Raw genomic sequence first — 14,797 nt, 5'->3', positions numbered from 1 at the left:
CCCCGTTTCCCTGTTCCCGAACTCCCCGAACTCCCTGTACGTACGCGAGGAGACGCCGCGAGATGACGACCGACGCCAACGCTCCCTGGCTCATCGTGGGCCTGGGCAATCCCGGGCCCGGTTATGCCGCGAACCGGCACAACGTGGGGTTCATGGTGGCCGACCTGCTGGCGGAGCGCATCGGCGGCTCGTTCAAGCGGGCGCCGAAGGCGCAGGCTCAGGTGCTGGAGGGGCGGATCGGACCGCCGGGTCCGGCGAGCCGGCGGGTGATTCTCGCCAAGCCGATGTCGTACATGAATCTTTCGGGCGGCCCGGTGACGGCGTTGCGCGATTTCTACAAGGTGCCGGTCGCCAACATTGTTGCGATTCATGACGAGTTGGACATCGATTACGGCATGCTGCGGCTGAAGCTGGGTGGTGGCGACAACGGGCACAACGGTCTGAAGTCGATGACCAAGGCGATGGGTCCGGATTATCACCGGGTGCGTTTCGGGATCGGCCGTCCGCCGGGCCGGATGCAGGTCGCGGACTTCGTTCTCAAGGACTTCTCGTCGGCGGAGCGCAAGGAGCTCGGATACTTCGTGGATCGGGCGGCGGATGCGGTGGAGGCTCTGGCGATCGATGGCCTGGAGCGGGCTCAAAGTACCTATAACTCCTGATAAGGCGGGGGCATAAGTTGACCGAGCGCGGTTACATGGCCAAGGATCGCGCCCCATGAAGCGGAGTTCCCCCCACCGCCTACTGGTCCACGCCCGCCACGCGGCGACGGCCTTCGTCGCCCTGCTGCTCCTTGTGGCCGGCTTCTGGTCGTCGTGGGGCACGGCGCAGCACGTTCTGCTCGCGAAGGGCCGCGAGCACGGCACGATCACGGTCGCGAGCTGCGACGAGAAGACCTGCACGGGCCCGTACGACCCGGAGGGCTCGCCGGGGCCCCGCAAGGGCATGACGATCGAGAAGTCGGTCGGCGTGAAGAAGGGTGCGAAGCTTCCGGTGGTGGTGAAGCCGGACACGGACGAGGTGGTCCGCACGGGCACGGCGGGCGCCCTGCACGCCTGGCTGCCGATGGGAGGCGCGCTGCTTCTTGCGGCCCTGGTCGTCGGCGGTGGGATGAGACTGACGCGGACGGCGTGGGCGATGGCGGCGGCGGGCGGTGCTCTGCTGGTCGGGGCGTTCTTCGCGCTCTGAGCCGCTGGACTCCTTGCCGGAACGCCGTACCGGAACGTCACATTCACCTGATCGTTATCCGGGACTATTGGGACAAGGCGCGGCTCTTGGGGCGGATGCGTCACCGCGCATCTTGACCTGCTCACGGGTTCACAGGACGCTGAGCCGCCCCCCACGGCATCCGCCCTCTCTCACGTTGGATTGCCCATGCGCACCCTCACGTCCACCGGCGCCCTGGTGACGGCAGCGGCGCTCTCGCTGCTGGCCGCTCCGGCCGCGCACGCCACCCCTCCCGGCGACAACGGCACCGTGAAGATCCACGACGCCAAGACCGGTGAAGAACTCCGCAAGAACGAGCCGCACGTCTGCTCCTTCTATCTCGACGCCTTCGGTTTCGACGGCGGTCAGCAGGTCGACTGGCACATCGAGGCCTGGGCCCCGACGGCCGGGGTCAAGGGCGGGACGGTCACGTCCGGTTCGCTGACGCTCGACGGGGCCGGTCATGGCAGGACCTCGGATCTGAACCTGCCCGACGGTCACTACAAGCTGTTCTGGAACTTCGACGGCGAGCACGGCAGGGCCAAGCACAAGGTCTTCTGGACCGACTGCGAGGCCGACGACTCAAAGCCGAGTGACAAGCCCAGCGACAAGCCGAGTGACAAGCCCAGCGAGAACCCGTCCGACAAGCCGTCCGACAAGCCGTCCACTCCCGCGGACGACCAGTCGACCTCCCCGGCCGACACGAAGCCCACCTCGGCCCCGAGCCCGGGCGGTGACCTCGCCGAGACGGGCAACGGCGCCCCCGTCGGCGTGCTCGCCTCCCTCGCGGCCGCTCTGGTGGCGGTCGGCGGCTACCTGCTGGCCCGCCGCCGCACCGGTCGCCAGCACTGACACAAGGGGCGCCCTCCCGCCGGAAGACTCCGGCGGGAGGCGCCCCTTTTTGTGCTTCGGCTTTGTGCTTCGGCTTTGTGCTTCGGCGTGGACGTCAGCCCGTGTTGCGCAGGCCCGCCGCCACGCCGTTGACCGTCAGCAGCAGCGCCCGTGACAGCAACGGGTCCGCCTCCTCGCCCCGTTCCGCCGCCGCACGCTGGCGGGCCAGCAGCGAGACCTGGAGGTAGGAGATCGGGTCCAGATACACGTCACGGATCCCGAACGTCTGCTGCAGCGCCGGGTTCGAGCTGAGCAGCCGCTCCCCGCCCGTCACCTTCAAAACCTCGCTCACCGTCAGCGCGTGCTCCGCCTCGATCGCGGCGAAGACGTGCTTGAGGTGTTCGGGGACGAGCGTGTCGACGTAGTGACGCGCGATCCGCAGGTCCGTCTTGGCCAGGGTCATCTCGACGTTCGCGATGAAGTTCCGGAAGAAGTGCCACTGCTCGTGCATCTCGCCCAGGACCGTGTCCAGACCCGCCTCGCGCAGCGCCTTGAGGCCCGAGCCGACGCCGAACCAGCCCGGCACGATCTGCCGCGACTGCGTCCAGCCGAAGACCCACGGGATGGCGCGGAGCCCGTCGAGACCGGCCCCGCTGTCCGGGCGGCGGGACGGGCGCGAGCCGAGGTGGAGCTCGGCGAGCTGGTCCACCGGCGTGGAGGCGAAGAAGTACGCGGGCAGGTCCGGGTCCTCGACCAGGCGCCGGTAGGCGTCGTGCGCCGCGTCGGAGACGGTGTCCATCGCCGCGTCCCAGCGGGCGAGTGCCTCGTCCGATTGGCGCGGGGCGGTGTGCAGCGCGGACGCCTGGAGCGTGGCCGCGACCGTCAGCTCCAGGTTCTGCCTGGCCAGGGACGGGATCAGATACTTGTCGGAGATGACCTCGCCCTGCTCGGTCACCTTGATCTCGCCCTCCAGCGTGCCCCACGGCTGCGCGAGGATCGCGTCGTGCGAGGGGCCGCCGCCGCGGCCGACCGTGCCGCCGCGGCCGTGGAAGAGCCGCAGCCGTACGCCGTACCGGTGCGCGACGTCACGCAGCCGCCGCTGGGCGCGGTGGATCTCCCACTGCGAGGTGGTGATGCCGCCGAACTTCGAGGAGTCCGAGTAGCCGAGCATGACTTCCTGGACGTCTCCGCGCAGGGAGACGAGACGGCGGTACGAGGGGTCCGCCAGCATCTCGTCCAGGATCACGTCCGCGGCCCGCAGCTCGTCGGTCGTCTCCAGCAGCGGCACGATGCCGATCTTCGCCCAGCCCGCGTGCAGATCGATCAGACCGGCTTCCCGCGCGAGCACCGCGGCCGCGAAGACGTCGTCCGCGCCCTGGCACATCGAGATGATGTACGACTCGATGACCTCGGGGCCGAACCGCTCGAAGGCTTCCTTGACGGTGTGGAAGACCCCCAGCGTCTTCTGTCCCGCGGCGTCCAGCGGGGCGGGCGTCGGCGCGAGCGGCCGCCGTGAGCGCAGTTCCTTGGCAAGCAGCTTCTGCCGGTAGTCGCGCGGCATGTCCGTGTACCGCCAGGACTCCTCGCCGAGCCGGTCGAAGAGCTGCCCGAGAGCGTGGTGGTGCGCGTCCGCGTGCTCGCGTACGTCCATGGTCGCCAGCTGCAGCCCGAAGGCGGAGAGGGTGCGGATCGTACGGTCCAGGCGGCCGTCGGCGAAGAGCCCGCCGCGGTGCGCGCGCAACGATGTCTGGATCAGGGTCAGGTCCTGCAGCAGCTCGGCCGTGCCGAGGTAGTCGCGGCCCGGCTCGTGCGGCGTGCCCTTGGCGAGCCGTTCGCGGGTGTTGACGAGCTTCTGCCGGATGCAGGTGGCCTTGAGGCGGTACGGCTCCTCGGCGTTCAGCCGCTTGTAGCGGGGGCTGATCTCCGGAAGGCGCTCCAGGTCGCTCTGGAGGGAGGTCAGCAGCTCTTCGGTCGCGCCGGTGTAGCGGATGGAGTTGGACAGCAGTGCGCGCAGGGCGTCGATGGACTCCAGCGCGTCGGTGATGCCGTGCTCGTGCTGGAGGATCAGCACCTCCCAGGTCACGGCGGGGGTGACGTTGGGGTTGCCGTCGCGGTCACCGCCGATCCAGGTGCCGAAGGTGAGCGGCCTGGTGCCTGCGGGCAGTTCCACGCCGACCCGTTCCAGCTCGGCGGCGAGGTCCTCCAGGACGTCGCCGACGGCGTTCGCGTGCAGCTCGTCCAGGTAGTAGATCGCGTTGCGCGCCTCGTCAGCGGGCTCGGGGCGGACGACCCGCAGCTCGTCGGTCTGCCAGATCAGGTCGATGCTCTCGGCGAGCCGCAGATCGTGCCGGCGCCGGTCGGCGGGGCTGACGGGGGCCTCCAGCAGCTCGGCGATCCGGCGGAGCTTGTTCAGTACGGAACGCCGCGCCGCCTCGGTGGGGTGCGCGGTGAAGACGGGCCGCACGTTCAGGTTCTTCACGGTTTCGCGCAGATGCTCGGGGTCGGCGTCCTTGAGCATGTCCGCGGTGCGGGCGAGCAGCCCGCCCTCGGCGGCCCGCCGCTCGCGCATCTCGTGGCCGCGGTGCACCTGCTCGGTGACGTTGGCCAGATGGAAGTAGGTGGAGAAGGCCCGCACCAGCTTGGCTGCGGTCTCCAGGTCGGTGTCGCCGAGCAGCTCGGCTGCGGCCTCACCGTCGCTGCGCGTCAGGGCCCTGACCCGCTCGACGAGCTCGAGGAGCTCGGGGCCCTCCTGCCGGACGAGGGTCTCGCCCAGCAGGTCGCCCAGTCGGCGGATGTCGGCACGCAGTTCGGCGCTGGCGGTGGGGGTCTGGTCGGCACTGCTCACAGGTGCGGCTCCTTGCAGTGTTTGAGCACGTCTGGAGGGGTCTGGAGGCTGCGGACCGCGCTGTCCGACGACACCCAGGATAGGTGGCCTTTTCTTTGACGTTCGCCGCCGTTATCCACAGGTCTCTTGCTGCGGGGCCGCACGCTGCCATACTTACGTTGCCGTAGGTTACGGATCCGTAGCGCGGCTTCGGTTCTACCTCTCACCCCACAGGGGACCCTCATGACGACAAGCCCCGATCTGCTGGACGACGTCCCGAAGGCGTCGTCGGCCGACCTCCCCTATGCCACGCTCAGCGGGGACAGCAAGCGGTCGATCGAGCAGATCGCCCTGCTGCTGTTCATCACGGTGCCCTTCGTCGCCCTGCTCGCGGCGGTGCCGCTGGCCTGGGGCTGGGGGGTGAGCTGGCTCGATCTGGGCCTGCTGGTGGCGATGTACTACATCGGCTGCCACGGCATCACGATCGGCTTCCACCGGTACTTCACCCATGGCTCCTTCAAGGCGAAGCGCCCGCTGCGGATCGCGCTCGCGGTCATGGGTTCGCTGGCCGTGGAGGGCCCGCTGGTGCGCTGGGTCGCAGACCACCGCAAGCACCACAAGTTCTCCGACGCGGAGGGCGACCCTCACTCACCGTGGCGCTTCGGTGACACGCTCCCCGCGCTGATGAAGGGCCTGTGGTGGGCGCACATCGGCTGGATGTTCGACGAGGAGCGGACGCCGCAGCACAAGTACGCGCCCGATCTGATCAAGGACCCGGCGCTGCGCCGTATCTCCCGTGACTTCATCTACTGGACGATCCTCTCGCTCGCGATCCCGCCGCTGGTGGGCGGTCTGGTGACGATGTCGTGGTGGGGCGCGTTCACCGCCTTCTTCTGGGGCTCGCTGGTCCGGGTCGCGCTGCTGCACCATGTGACCTGGTCGATCAACTCCATCTGCCATGCGGTCGGCAAGCGGCCCTTCAAGTCCCGCGACCGCTCGGGCAACGTGTGGTGGCTGGCTGTGCTGTCCTGCGGCGAGTCCTGGCACAACCTGCACCACGCCGACCCGACCAGCGCACGGCACGGCGTGCTGCGGGGCCAGGTCGACTCCAGCGCCCGGCTGATCCGCTGGTTCGAGCAGCTGGGCTGGGCCTATGACGTCCGCTGGCCGAATGCCTCCCGTATCGAAGCCCGACGCAAGGAGGAGGCGGCGGAAGCGGCATGATTGACAACGTGGCGACCGAAGGAAGTACCAGCAGCGACAGGCCCCGCCGGGGGCGCAGAGTCCGGATGACCGGCGCGGAACGCCGCGAGCAGCTGCTGGACATCGGCCGTACCTTGTTCGCCGAGAAGGGCTTCGAGGGCACGTCCGTCGAGGAGATCGCCGCGAAGGCGGGGGTCTCCAAGCCGGTGGTGTACGAGCACTTCGGCGGCAAGGAGGGTCTGTACGCCGTCGTGGTCGACCGCGAGATGCGCCAGCTGCTCGACAGTGTGACGGGGGCGCTGACCGCGGGACATCCGCGTGAGCTCCTTGAGCAGGCGGCGTTCGCGCTGCTCGACTACATCGAGACATACACGGACGGTTTCCGCATTCTGGTGCGAGACTCCCCGGTCGCCCAGTCGACGGGCACCTTCGCCTCGCTGATCAGCGATATCGCCACCCAGGTCGAGGACATTCTGGGCCTGGAATTCAAGGCCCGCGGCTTCGACCCGAAGCTCGCCCCGCTGTATGCGCAGGCGCTGGTCGGCATGGTGGCGCTGACCGGCCAGTGGTGGGTGGACGCCCGCCGTCCGAAGAAGGCGGAGGTCGCGGCCCATCTGGTGAACCTGGCATGGCATGGACTTGACGGTCTGGAGCAGAAGCCGAGGCTGATAGGTCACCGCAGGAACTGACGCCTCCTCGGCCCCGGACATGTCTACCGGCCCTGATTTCTCAGTTGTAGAATTCGGGCTCATCCGGGAAACGGTTCGCCACTCAAAGAGAGCAACTGCGAACGTCTTCAACCCGGTTCCACCATTTTCCCCAGGGGGGGACCTTTGTCTTCTGTGGAACCCGGCCGCCCTGCCGGCGTGCGTTTCAGACGTGCCCGCCGGATCGCGGCCTGCACGGCCCTGGCCGTCTCGGCGGGCATGCTGCTCGCCGTCCCGGCCGCGGCCGACGGCACGCCGGCGCCGCACCACGGGGTCGAGCAGACCAGGCCCACCGCCCAGCAGCCGAAGCTGGCGCTTCCCGCGCCCACGTCCACGGGTGCCAAGCAGCGCGCCGCGGCGCAGGCGGACGACGTCCCGGTCGCCAAGACGCGCGCCGACATCGACGGCGACGGCTTCAGCGACCTCATCTACCGCGCGGTCAACGGCAAGATCTATGTGGCGCCGTACAGCGGCACCGGGGCGTACGAGTACCCCTTCGACGCCGGCGTCTACCAGGACCTCAACGAGACCTACAAGGATGTCTTCTCGGTCGGAGGACTCCAGGCGAACCCGGTCCACTTCACCCTGTCGGCGAACGGCCGCCTCAACGCGTACGCGAGCTCCGTCAACGGGGCGAGCATCTTCTGGTCCGGCACGGGCTGGCAGGCGTACAACAAGGTCTTCTCGCCCGGCGACCTGACCGGTGACGGCAGCGGTGACATTCTCGCGCGCACGCCGTCCGGCGATCTCTACCTGTACCGCACCACGCCGGGCGCGGCCGCCCCGATGGCCGCCAGGGTCAAGATCGGCTCCGGCTGGGGCGCGTACGACCAGATCGTCGGCGTGAACGACGTCAACAGCGACGCCATCGCGGACCTGTTCGCCCGTACGCCGGGCGGCGACCTGTACTTCTACTCGGGCAACCCGAACCCCACGTCCCCGTTCAAGCCCCGGGTCAAGGTCGGGTCCGGCTGGAACGGCTACAACCAGCTCTTCAGCCTCGACGACACGAGCGGCGACGGTCTCGGTGACCTCGTGGCCCGTACGCCGTCGGGCGCGCTGTGGACGTACGAGTCCAGCGGCACGGGCGCGTTCCTTCCCCGGGTCCAGGGCGGTTCGGGCTGGAATGTGGCCTCGCAGTTCTCCGGGGCGGGCAACAATCCGCACTGGGGGAAGGACGAGGTCCTCGGCCTGGACACCCAGGGGACGCTGTTCACGTACTACTCGCTGAACAACGGCCTGCTGAGCGCCCGTGACCAGGCGAGCCAGGTCGGCGGCTTCAAGGGAGCGAAGCTCACCTTCGCCTCCTCGCTCGACACCAACGGCTTCGGTGACGTGCTGGAGCTCTACAACGGCACGCTCTACAACCTGAGCCACACCTCGGGCAATGCGCAGACCATCGGCAGCGGCTGGGGCATCTACAACCTGCTCACCGGCCCCGGCGACCTGGACGGCGACGGCAAGGGCGATCTGCTGGCGCGGGACGGCTCCGGCGCGCTGTATCTGTACCGCGGCAACGGCCAGGGCACGGCGTTCGCCGCCCGTATCAAGGTCGGCAGCGGCTGGAACACCTTCAACAAGCTGGTCGGCGCCGGTGACGTCAACGGCGACGGCCGCGGCGACCTGCTGGCCCGCGCCACCGACGGCAACCTGTACCTGTACGCGGGCACGGGCGTGTCCTCCGCGCCGTTCAAGGCGAAGTCGCTGATCGGCTCCGGCTGGAACACGTACAACAAGCTGGCGGCGCCCGGCGACCTCAACGGTGACGGGCGGGCGGACCTGCTCGGCGCGAACTCGGCGGGCGAGCTGTACCGCTACACCTCCAACGGCACCGGCGGACTGAGCGCCAAGGCCAAGCTCGGCAACGGCTGGAACACGTACAGCACGCTGTACTGATCCGGATCCCGATCCGACGTCACAGAACGCCCCGTTGCCGGTCACCCGGCGGCGGGGCGCTTCTGTGTGCCCAGCCCGCTCGCCTCCGATGCCAACGTCACCTGGTACCGCTGACCTCAGGTGAGGGCTCCAGGAACTCCAGCCGGTTGCCCACCGGATCCTCGGAGTAGAAGCGGAGATGACCGGGGAGGTCGTCGTCCCAGACCACTTTCGCACCGCGCTCCTCCAGCCGTGCGGCGTACGCCTCGATGTCCGTGACCCGAAGCCCCGGGTGGGCCTTCTTCGCCGGCCGGAAGTTCTCCTCGACGCCCAGATGGAGCTGGACGGGCCCTGCCCCGAACCAGCAGCCGCCGCGGGCGGCCAGGACCGGGGGCTTGGGGATCTCCGACATGCCCAGCACGTCCGCGTAGTACGCGCGCAGGGTGTCCTCCGATCCGGGAGGTGCGGCCAGTTGGACGTGGTCGACGGCGGCGAGCATCAGAACCCCTTTCGTGCGACGGCGAATATCCGGCGGAACGGGAAGACCGTGCCGTGCGGGCCGCGTGGATATGCCTTGCGGAGCAGGTCGCGGTACTGGCCGAGGAATTCGTTCGTGGCCTCGTGATCGTCGGCGAGTTCCGTGAGGACCGGGCGCAGGGCCGTGCCCTTGACCCAGTCGAGCACCGGGTCCTCACCGCCCAGGAGTTGGAGGTAGGTGGTCTCCCAGACGTCCGTCTCGCAGCCGAGGTCGACAAGCCGGCCGAGGTAGTCGGCCGGCTCGAGTATGTGCACAAAGCGGCGTCCGTGGTCGCCCAGGCGGCCGCGCCACTGCGGCCTCTCGCAGAGCTCGCCGAGGATGGCGTGGCTGGGTGAGGTGAAGTTGCCGGGGACCTGGAAGGCGAAGGTGCCGCCGGGGGCGAGGCCGTCGATCCAGACGGGGAAGGACTCGGGGTGATTGGGCACCCATTGCAGTGCGGCGTTGGAGACGATGAAGTCGTACGGCTCGTCGGGCGTCCAGTGCGCGGCATCGGCGAGCCTGAACTCCAGCCAGCCGCCGCCCGCCGTGGTTCCGGCGTGCTCCTTCTCGGCGATGGCGAGCATCTCGGGCGACAGGTCGAAGCCGGTGATGTGCGCGGTGTGCCAGCGGTCGGCGAGGAGAGCGGTGACATTTCCCGGGCCGCAGCCGATGTCCGCGATACGGGCGGGCCGTTCCCCGTTCGGCAGCCGCGGGATCCGGCTGAGCAGATCCAGGAACGGCCGGGTCCGGTGACCGGCGTGGCGCAGGTACTGGTGCGGGTCCCAGGTTGGTTCGGAATGCATGTTCGAGCCCCCTTGCAGGAACGGTGTGCCGAAGCGGAACGAGGTTCCGGCCCGACCATGCCCAAGCCTGCGCCCGAATATATCTTGATGTCAAGAGACTTCACGTCGACAGACCCTTTACACTGATCGACATGGAGGACGAGGTCGATCGACTGGTCGCAGCATGGCGCCGTGAGCGCCCCGACCTCGATGTGGAACCGCTCGAGGTGCTCAGCCGTGTCTCCAGGCTCGCCCGCCATCTCGACCGGGCCCGCCGGCTCGCGTTCTCCGAGCACAATCTGGAGCCGTGGGAGTTCGACGTGCTGACCTCGCTGCGGCGCGCGGGGGCTCCGTACCAGCTCTCGCCGGGGCAGCTGCTGACCCAGACGCTGGTCACCTCGGGCACCATGACCAACCGTATCGACCGCCTGGCCAAGAAGGACCTCGTCGAACGGCTGCCGGACCCCAGCGACCGCCGGGGGGTGCTGGTGCGCCTCACCCCCGAGGGGCGGGATCGCGCCGATCAGGCGCTGGCCGGGCTGCTCGCACAGGAGCGCGCGATCCTCGCCGAGCTGTCTCGGGCGCAGCGGGCGGAACTGGCCGCCCTGCTACGCCAGTTGACCGCCCCGTTCGACAACATCCCCGGCTAGGTCGACCGGGCCGACGCCCGCCCGGCGCGCGAGGGCGACGGCGGCGAGCGTGGAGTGGACGCCCAGTTTCCCCAGCACGTTCTGCATATGCGTGCGGACGGTGTGCGGGGACAGGAACAGGCGCTCGGCCACGGCTTTGCGCCCCAGGCCCGCGACCATACAGCGCAGCACCTCCCGCTCGCGCGGCGTGAGCGACTCCACCAGCCGCTCGCTCTCGGTGCGGTGCTTGCGGGCCGCGGTCAACTCCCGCAGTACGCCGGTGAGCAGGGCGGGCGGCAGGTGTGTCTCGTCCCGCAGCACTCCCCGTATCACCGCGAGCAGCCGTTGCAGAGAGCAGTCCTTGGCGACCCAGCCGGAGGCGCCGGCCCCCAGTGCGAGGGCGGCGCGGCGGGGGTCGTCCTTCTCGGCGAGCACGACGGTACGCACCGCGCTCTGGCCGGAACGGACGCCGGCGACCAGCGAAATGCCGTCGACGAGACCGTCCTCGCCGTTGTCCGGCACCGCACGGGCGACGACCGGGCGGGCGCCGGGCACCACCTGCGCACCGAGGTCGGCGTCGACGAGCATGACGTCGAATCTGCGCCCCTCGGTGGCCGCCCGCTCCAGGCACCGCAGCGCGGCGGGACCGCTGCCTGCTGCCGCGACGTCGACGTCGGGCTCGGCCGCGAGCGCGGCGGCGAGCGACTCGGCGAAGATTCGGTGGTCGTCCACGACCAGGACCCGGATACGAACCACAGACACCCCCAGTGTCGGAGGACGGACCGGCGCAGGTACGGCGCCCGGAGAAATGGGGTAATACAGCGGTCGCTCGGCCGCCGCCGTGCTGTGACTGATACCCCACCCCGGGCGTCGTACCCGACTGTCTCGCCCCCTGATCAACACCGGCCCCCACCGGTGCTGAGCATCAGCGTACGGCTGGGGGGCTGGAGCGGAAGCCTATTTGCAGAACTGATTGGCCAGGCTGTTTACGGTGTGCCAGATGTTTCGTATTGAGACGGAAGTCGACCAAGATCGACGCCGGTTGCCCGGCGAAGGGCCCGAATCGCTCCGTCAGGACACGCGCGCAGCGCCTCGCGAAGGGGTCGCTGTGAAGATCCGGGGAGCCTTGTGGCCCGCCGACGCGAACGACTCCGACAGACACGTGCGTACCGTCCCGGACTGCGACATGTCCGTCAGGACGATCGCCGAGCCGCCGAAACCGCCCCCCGTCATCCTCGCCCCCAGTGCCCCCGCCTCCAGCGCCGTCTCGACCACCAGGTCCAGCTCCGGGCAGGAGACACGGAAGTCGTCCCGCAGAGATGCGTGGCCCTGCGTCAGGACCGGGCCTATCGCGTGGACCTCGCCCGCCTCCAGCAGAGTGATCACCCGCTCGACGCGGTGGTTCTCGGTCACGATGTGCCTGACCAGGGGCCTCAGCCCGGGGTCGGCCAGCCGGTCGAGGGCCGCCACAAGTCCCTCGTACGGGATGTCCCGGAGCGCCGGGACACCCAGTGCGGCCGCAGCCGACTCGCAGCCCGCCCGGCGCTTGCCGTACTCCCCGTCGCTGTGCGCGTGCTTGACGCGGGTGTCGACCACCAGCAGTTCGAGGCCGCTCGCCGCCAGGTCGAAGGGGATCTGGCGCTGCGCGAGGTCCCGCGTGTCCAGGTGCAGCGCATGGCCCTCGGTGCAGCACGCCGACGCCGTCTGGTCCATGATCCCGGTGGGCGCACCGACGTACACGTTCTCGGCACGCTGGCACAGCCGCGCCATCCGCCACCGCTCAAGACCCAGTGCGTACAGGTCGTTCAGCGCCAGCGCGGTGACGACCTCCAGCGCCGCCGAGGAGGAGAGGCCGGCCCCCGTCGGCACCGTCGACGCGTAGTGGATGTCCGCCCCGCCCACCGCATGGCCCGCGTCCCGCAGCGCCCAGACCACGCCCGCCGGGTAGTCGGTCCAGCCGCCGGGGCCGCGGCCCGGCGCGAGATCGTCGACGCGCAGTTCGACCGCGCCGCCCGCGACGTTTGCCGAGTGCAGCCGCAGCACACCGTCGTCCCGTCGGGAAACGGTCGCGACGGTGGTGTGCGGCAGCGCGAAGGGCATCACAAAGCCGTCGTTGTAGTCGGTGTGTTCACCGATCAGATTCACCCGGCCCGGTGCCGCCCACACTCCGTCACTCATGCGCGCTCTCCCTCGCCCGGGCGAACTCCCATGCGTCCGCCACGATCCCCGCCAGATCCGCGCGGGACGGGTTCCAGCCGAGCCGCTCGCGCGCGGTCGCGGCTGATGCGACGAGCACCGCGGGGTCGCCGCCCCGGCGATCGGCCACGACCTCCGGGACCGGATGCCCGGTGACCTCCCGTACCGTCTCGATGACCTCCCGCACCGAGAAGCCGTTGCCGTTGCCGAGGTTGCAGATCAGATGCTCGCCCGCGACCGCCGCGTCCAGCGCCAGCAGATGCGCCTGAGCCAGGTCCGCGACATGGATGTAGTCCCGTACGCAGGTCCCGTCCGACGTCGGATAGTCGTCGCCGAAGACGGAGATCGACTCCCGCCGGCCCAGGGCGACCTGGAGCACCAGGGGAATGAGGTGCGACTCGGGGTCATGGCGCTCGCCGCAACCGCCGTACGCCCCCGCCACGTTGAAGTACCGCAGGGACACCGCCGCCAGACCGTGCGCCGCCGCCTCTCCCGTGATCATGTGGTCGACGGCCAGCTTCGACGCGCCGTACGGGCTGGTCGGCGCGGTCGGGTCGGACTCGGTGATCGGCGTCGAGACCGGTTCGCCGTACGCCGCCGCGGTGGAGGAGAAGACCAGCGTGCGCACCCCCGCCGAACGCATCGCCGCCAGCAGCGCCATCGTCCCGCCGACGTTGTTGTCCCAGTACTTCTCGGGCTTCAGCACGGACTCGCCGACCTGCGAGAACGCGGCGAAGTGCAGCACCGCGTCGTATGTGGAGTCCAGCCATTCGGTGGCGTCGCGGATGTCTCCCTCGATGAAGTCCGCGCCCGCGGGCACGCCCTCCCGGAAGCCGGTGGAGAGGTTGTCGAGGACGGTCACCTGGCGGCCCGCCTCCAGCAGGTGCTGGGCGACCACGCTGCCGACATAGCCCGCACCGCCGGTGACCAGGTACTTCCCACTCATGTACTCGCTACCTCTCGCAGTCGCTCGGCCGCGGTTTCCGGCGGCACATCATTGATGAACACGCTCATACCGGACTCCGAACCCGCGAGGAACTTCAGCTTGCCGGAAGTGCGGCGGATGGTGAAAAGCTCGAGATGCAGCCCGAAGTCACCTCGGCCGGCCTCCTCGAAGGGGGCCTGGTGCCAGGCCGCGATGTACGGCGTCGGCGGTTCGCCCTCCCCGAAGATCCGGTCGAAGCGCCTCAAGAGTTCCAGATAGATCTGTGGGAACTCTGTGCGTGCCGCGCCGCCCAGCGCCCGCAGATCCGGCACGCGCCGGCGCGGGTACAGATGCACCTCGTACGGCCAGTGCGCCGCGTACGGCACAAAGGCGAGCCAGTGCTCGCCCTCCAGCACCACACGCGAGCCCGCCAGGCGCTCCCGCTCGACGATGTCGTCGAAGAGATTGCGGCCGGTCCTCGCCCGGTGCTCGGCGGCCGAGCGGAGCATGAGCGAGGTCCGCGGCGTCACGAAGGGGTACGCGTAGATCTGGCCGTGCGGATGCCCCAGCGTCACGCCGATCTCCGCGCCCCGGTTCTCGAAGCAGAAGACCTGCTTCACCTGCGGGAGTTCGGCGAGCTCGGCGGTGCGGTCGGTCCAGACGTCGAGGACCAGCGCGGCCCGCTCCTCGCCGAGGTCGGCGAAGGAGGCGGCGTGGTCGGAGGTGAAGCAGACGACCTCGCAGCGGCCCCGGGCGCCGGCGAGTGAGGGGAAACGGTTCTCGAAGACGGCGACGTCGTAGTCGGCGGCCGGGATCTCGCTGAGGCGTCCGTTGCGGGAGGGGCAGAGCGGGCATTCGTCGGCCGGCGGATGGTAGGTGCGGCCCTGGCGGTGCGACGCGATGGTGACCGAGTCGCCGAGCAGCGGGTCGTGACGGATCTCGGAGGTGGTGGCGATGGGATCGAGCGGGCGCCGGTCGACGGCGTCGCGTACGGCGTCATCGCGGGAGTCGTAGTAGAGCAGCTCACGACCGTCGGCTAGCCGGGTCGAAGTCTTCTTCACTATGGGGCTCCCTCAGCCTCCCAACAAACAGAACCGCACACAAC

14 protein-coding genes are annotated in these 14,797 nt (G+C 69.6%); 7 read left to right on the top strand and 7 right to left on the bottom strand.

Annotated features, from left to right (window positions below; all coding sequences use genetic code 11):
• The first annotated feature begins 62 nt into the window (after positions 1-62).
• From pth to ACQEVG_RS03000, 3 genes are all read left to right on the top strand, one after another.
• Positions 63-659: an aminoacyl-tRNA hydrolase gene (pth, locus tag ACQEVG_RS03010; RefSeq protein WP_432976551.1), complete on the top strand. Its 597-nt coding sequence runs from the start codon at positions 63-65 to the stop codon at positions 657-659.
• Between the two features lie 55 nt (positions 660-714).
• Positions 715-1,185: a hypothetical protein gene (locus ACQEVG_RS03005; RefSeq protein WP_432976548.1), complete on the top strand. Its 471-nt coding sequence runs from the start codon at positions 715-717 to the stop codon at positions 1,183-1,185.
• Positions 1,186-1,371: 186 nt separating this feature from the next.
• Positions 1,372-2,055 carry a hypothetical protein gene (locus ACQEVG_RS03000; protein ID WP_432976545.1) on the top strand — a complete coding sequence of 228 codons (684 nt, stop codon included), beginning with the start codon at positions 1,372-1,374 and terminating at the stop codon, positions 2,053-2,055.
• Positions 2,056-2,149: 94 nt separating this feature from the next.
• Here the strand turns inward: ACQEVG_RS03000 and ppc are convergent, their stop codons facing one another.
• The gene (ppc, locus tag ACQEVG_RS02995; RefSeq protein ID WP_432976542.1) at positions 2,150-4,879 is read right to left on the bottom strand and encodes a phosphoenolpyruvate carboxylase; all 2,730 of its coding nucleotides are present in this window, start codon (positions 4,877-4,879) and stop codon (positions 2,150-2,152) included.
• Positions 4,880-5,101: 222 nt separating this feature from the next.
• Here ppc and ACQEVG_RS02990 point away from each other — a divergent pair, with 222 nt between their 5' ends.
• The 3 genes from ACQEVG_RS02990 to ACQEVG_RS02980 all read left to right on the top strand — a co-directional run bounded on the left by ACQEVG_RS02990 (position 5,102) and on the right by ACQEVG_RS02980 (position 8,664).
• Complete coding sequence (locus ACQEVG_RS02990) at positions 5,102-6,082, top strand: acyl-CoA desaturase (protein ID WP_432976539.1); 981 nt, start codon at positions 5,102-5,104, stop codon at positions 6,080-6,082.
• Positions 6,079-6,750 (top strand): TetR family transcriptional regulator, encoded by a 672-nt coding sequence (locus ACQEVG_RS02985; protein WP_432976536.1) that lies wholly within the window; start codon positions 6,079-6,081, stop codon positions 6,748-6,750. The genes ACQEVG_RS02990 and ACQEVG_RS02985 overlap by 4 nt, the downstream gene beginning before the upstream one ends.
• Before the next feature lie 237 nt (positions 6,751-6,987).
• Complete coding sequence (locus ACQEVG_RS02980) at positions 6,988-8,664, top strand: FG-GAP repeat domain-containing protein (RefSeq protein ID WP_432984995.1); 1,677 nt, start codon at positions 6,988-6,990, stop codon at positions 8,662-8,664.
• Positions 8,665-8,761: 97 nt separating this feature from the next.
• Here ACQEVG_RS02980 and ACQEVG_RS02975 read toward each other — a convergent pair whose 3' ends face one another.
• Both ACQEVG_RS02975 and ACQEVG_RS02970 read right to left on the bottom strand, forming a co-directional pair.
• Positions 8,762-9,142, bottom strand: a complete 381-nt coding sequence (locus ACQEVG_RS02975; protein ID WP_432976533.1) for a VOC family protein — start codon at positions 9,140-9,142, stop codon at positions 8,762-8,764.
• Positions 9,142-9,963, bottom strand: a complete 822-nt coding sequence (locus tag ACQEVG_RS02970) for a trans-aconitate 2-methyltransferase (RefSeq protein ID WP_432976530.1) — start codon at positions 9,961-9,963, stop codon at positions 9,142-9,144. The genes ACQEVG_RS02975 and ACQEVG_RS02970 overlap by 1 nt, the downstream gene beginning before the upstream one ends.
• Positions 9,964-10,094: 131 nt before the next feature.
• Here ACQEVG_RS02970 and tamR point away from each other — a divergent pair, with 131 nt between their 5' ends.
• A complete protein-coding gene (tamR, locus tag ACQEVG_RS02965; RefSeq protein ID WP_360881784.1) occupies positions 10,095-10,592 on the top strand; it encodes a MarR family transcriptional regulator TamR in 498 nt (165 codons plus the stop codon).
• Here the strand turns inward: tamR and ACQEVG_RS02960 are convergent.
• The 4 genes from ACQEVG_RS02960 to galT form a co-directional block, all read right to left on the bottom strand.
• Entirely contained in the window at positions 10,551-11,327 is a 777-nt protein-coding gene (locus ACQEVG_RS02960) for a LuxR C-terminal-related transcriptional regulator (protein WP_432976527.1), read from the bottom strand. The two genes, tamR and ACQEVG_RS02960, sit on opposite strands and share 42 nt — an antisense overlap.
• Before the next feature lie 315 nt (positions 11,328-11,642).
• Entirely contained in the window at positions 11,643-12,749 is a 1,107-nt protein-coding gene (gene galK, locus ACQEVG_RS02955) for a galactokinase (RefSeq protein ID WP_432976524.1), read from the bottom strand.
• Positions 12,742-13,713 (bottom strand): UDP-glucose 4-epimerase GalE, encoded by a 972-nt coding sequence (gene galE / locus ACQEVG_RS02950; RefSeq protein ID WP_432976521.1) that lies wholly within the window; start codon positions 13,711-13,713, stop codon positions 12,742-12,744. The genes galK and galE overlap by 8 nt, the downstream gene beginning before the upstream one ends.
• Positions 13,710-14,753, bottom strand: a complete 1,044-nt coding sequence (gene galT, locus ACQEVG_RS02945) for a galactose-1-phosphate uridylyltransferase (RefSeq protein WP_432976518.1) — start codon at positions 14,751-14,753, stop codon at positions 13,710-13,712. The genes galE and galT overlap by 4 nt, the downstream gene beginning before the upstream one ends.
• Positions 14,754-14,797 lie beyond the last annotated feature (44 nt).

The organism is Streptomyces sp. CA-135486 (genome assembly GCF_050936555.1).
GTDB lineage: Bacteria > Actinomycetota > Actinomycetes > Streptomycetales > Streptomycetaceae > Streptomyces.
This window is presented reverse-complemented; position numbering and strand designations above follow the sequence as displayed.

Coding starts and splice junctions, on each gene's coding strand:
- pth (WP_432976551.1), top strand. CDS start 63: ATGACGACCGACGCCAACGCTCCCTGGCTCATCGTGGGCCTGGGCAAT.
- ACQEVG_RS03005 (WP_432976548.1), top strand. CDS start 715: ATGAAGCGGAGTTCCCCCCACCGCCTACTGGTCCACGCCCGCCACGCG.
- ACQEVG_RS03000 (WP_432976545.1), top strand. CDS start 1,372: ATGCGCACCCTCACGTCCACCGGCGCCCTGGTGACGGCAGCGGCGCTC.
- ACQEVG_RS02990 (WP_432976539.1), top strand. CDS start 5,102: ATGACGACAAGCCCCGATCTGCTGGACGACGTCCCGAAGGCGTCGTCG.
- ACQEVG_RS02985 (WP_432976536.1), top strand. CDS start 6,079: ATGATTGACAACGTGGCGACCGAAGGAAGTACCAGCAGCGACAGGCCC.
- ACQEVG_RS02980 (WP_432984995.1), top strand. CDS start 6,988: ATGCTGCTCGCCGTCCCGGCCGCGGCCGACGGCACGCCGGCGCCGCAC.
- ACQEVG_RS02975 (WP_432976533.1), bottom strand. CDS start 9,142: ATGCTCGCCGCCGTCGACCACGTCCAACTGGCCGCACCTCCCGGATCG.
- ACQEVG_RS02970 (WP_432976530.1), bottom strand. CDS start 9,963: ATGCATTCCGAACCAACCTGGGACCCGCACCAGTACCTGCGCCACGCC.
- tamR (WP_360881784.1), top strand. CDS start 10,095: ATGGAGGACGAGGTCGATCGACTGGTCGCAGCATGGCGCCGTGAGCGC.
- galK (WP_432976524.1), bottom strand. CDS start 12,749: ATGAGTGACGGAGTGTGGGCGGCACCGGGCCGGGTGAATCTGATCGGT.
- galE (WP_432976521.1), bottom strand. CDS start 13,713: ATGAGTGGGAAGTACCTGGTCACCGGCGGTGCGGGCTATGTCGGCAGC.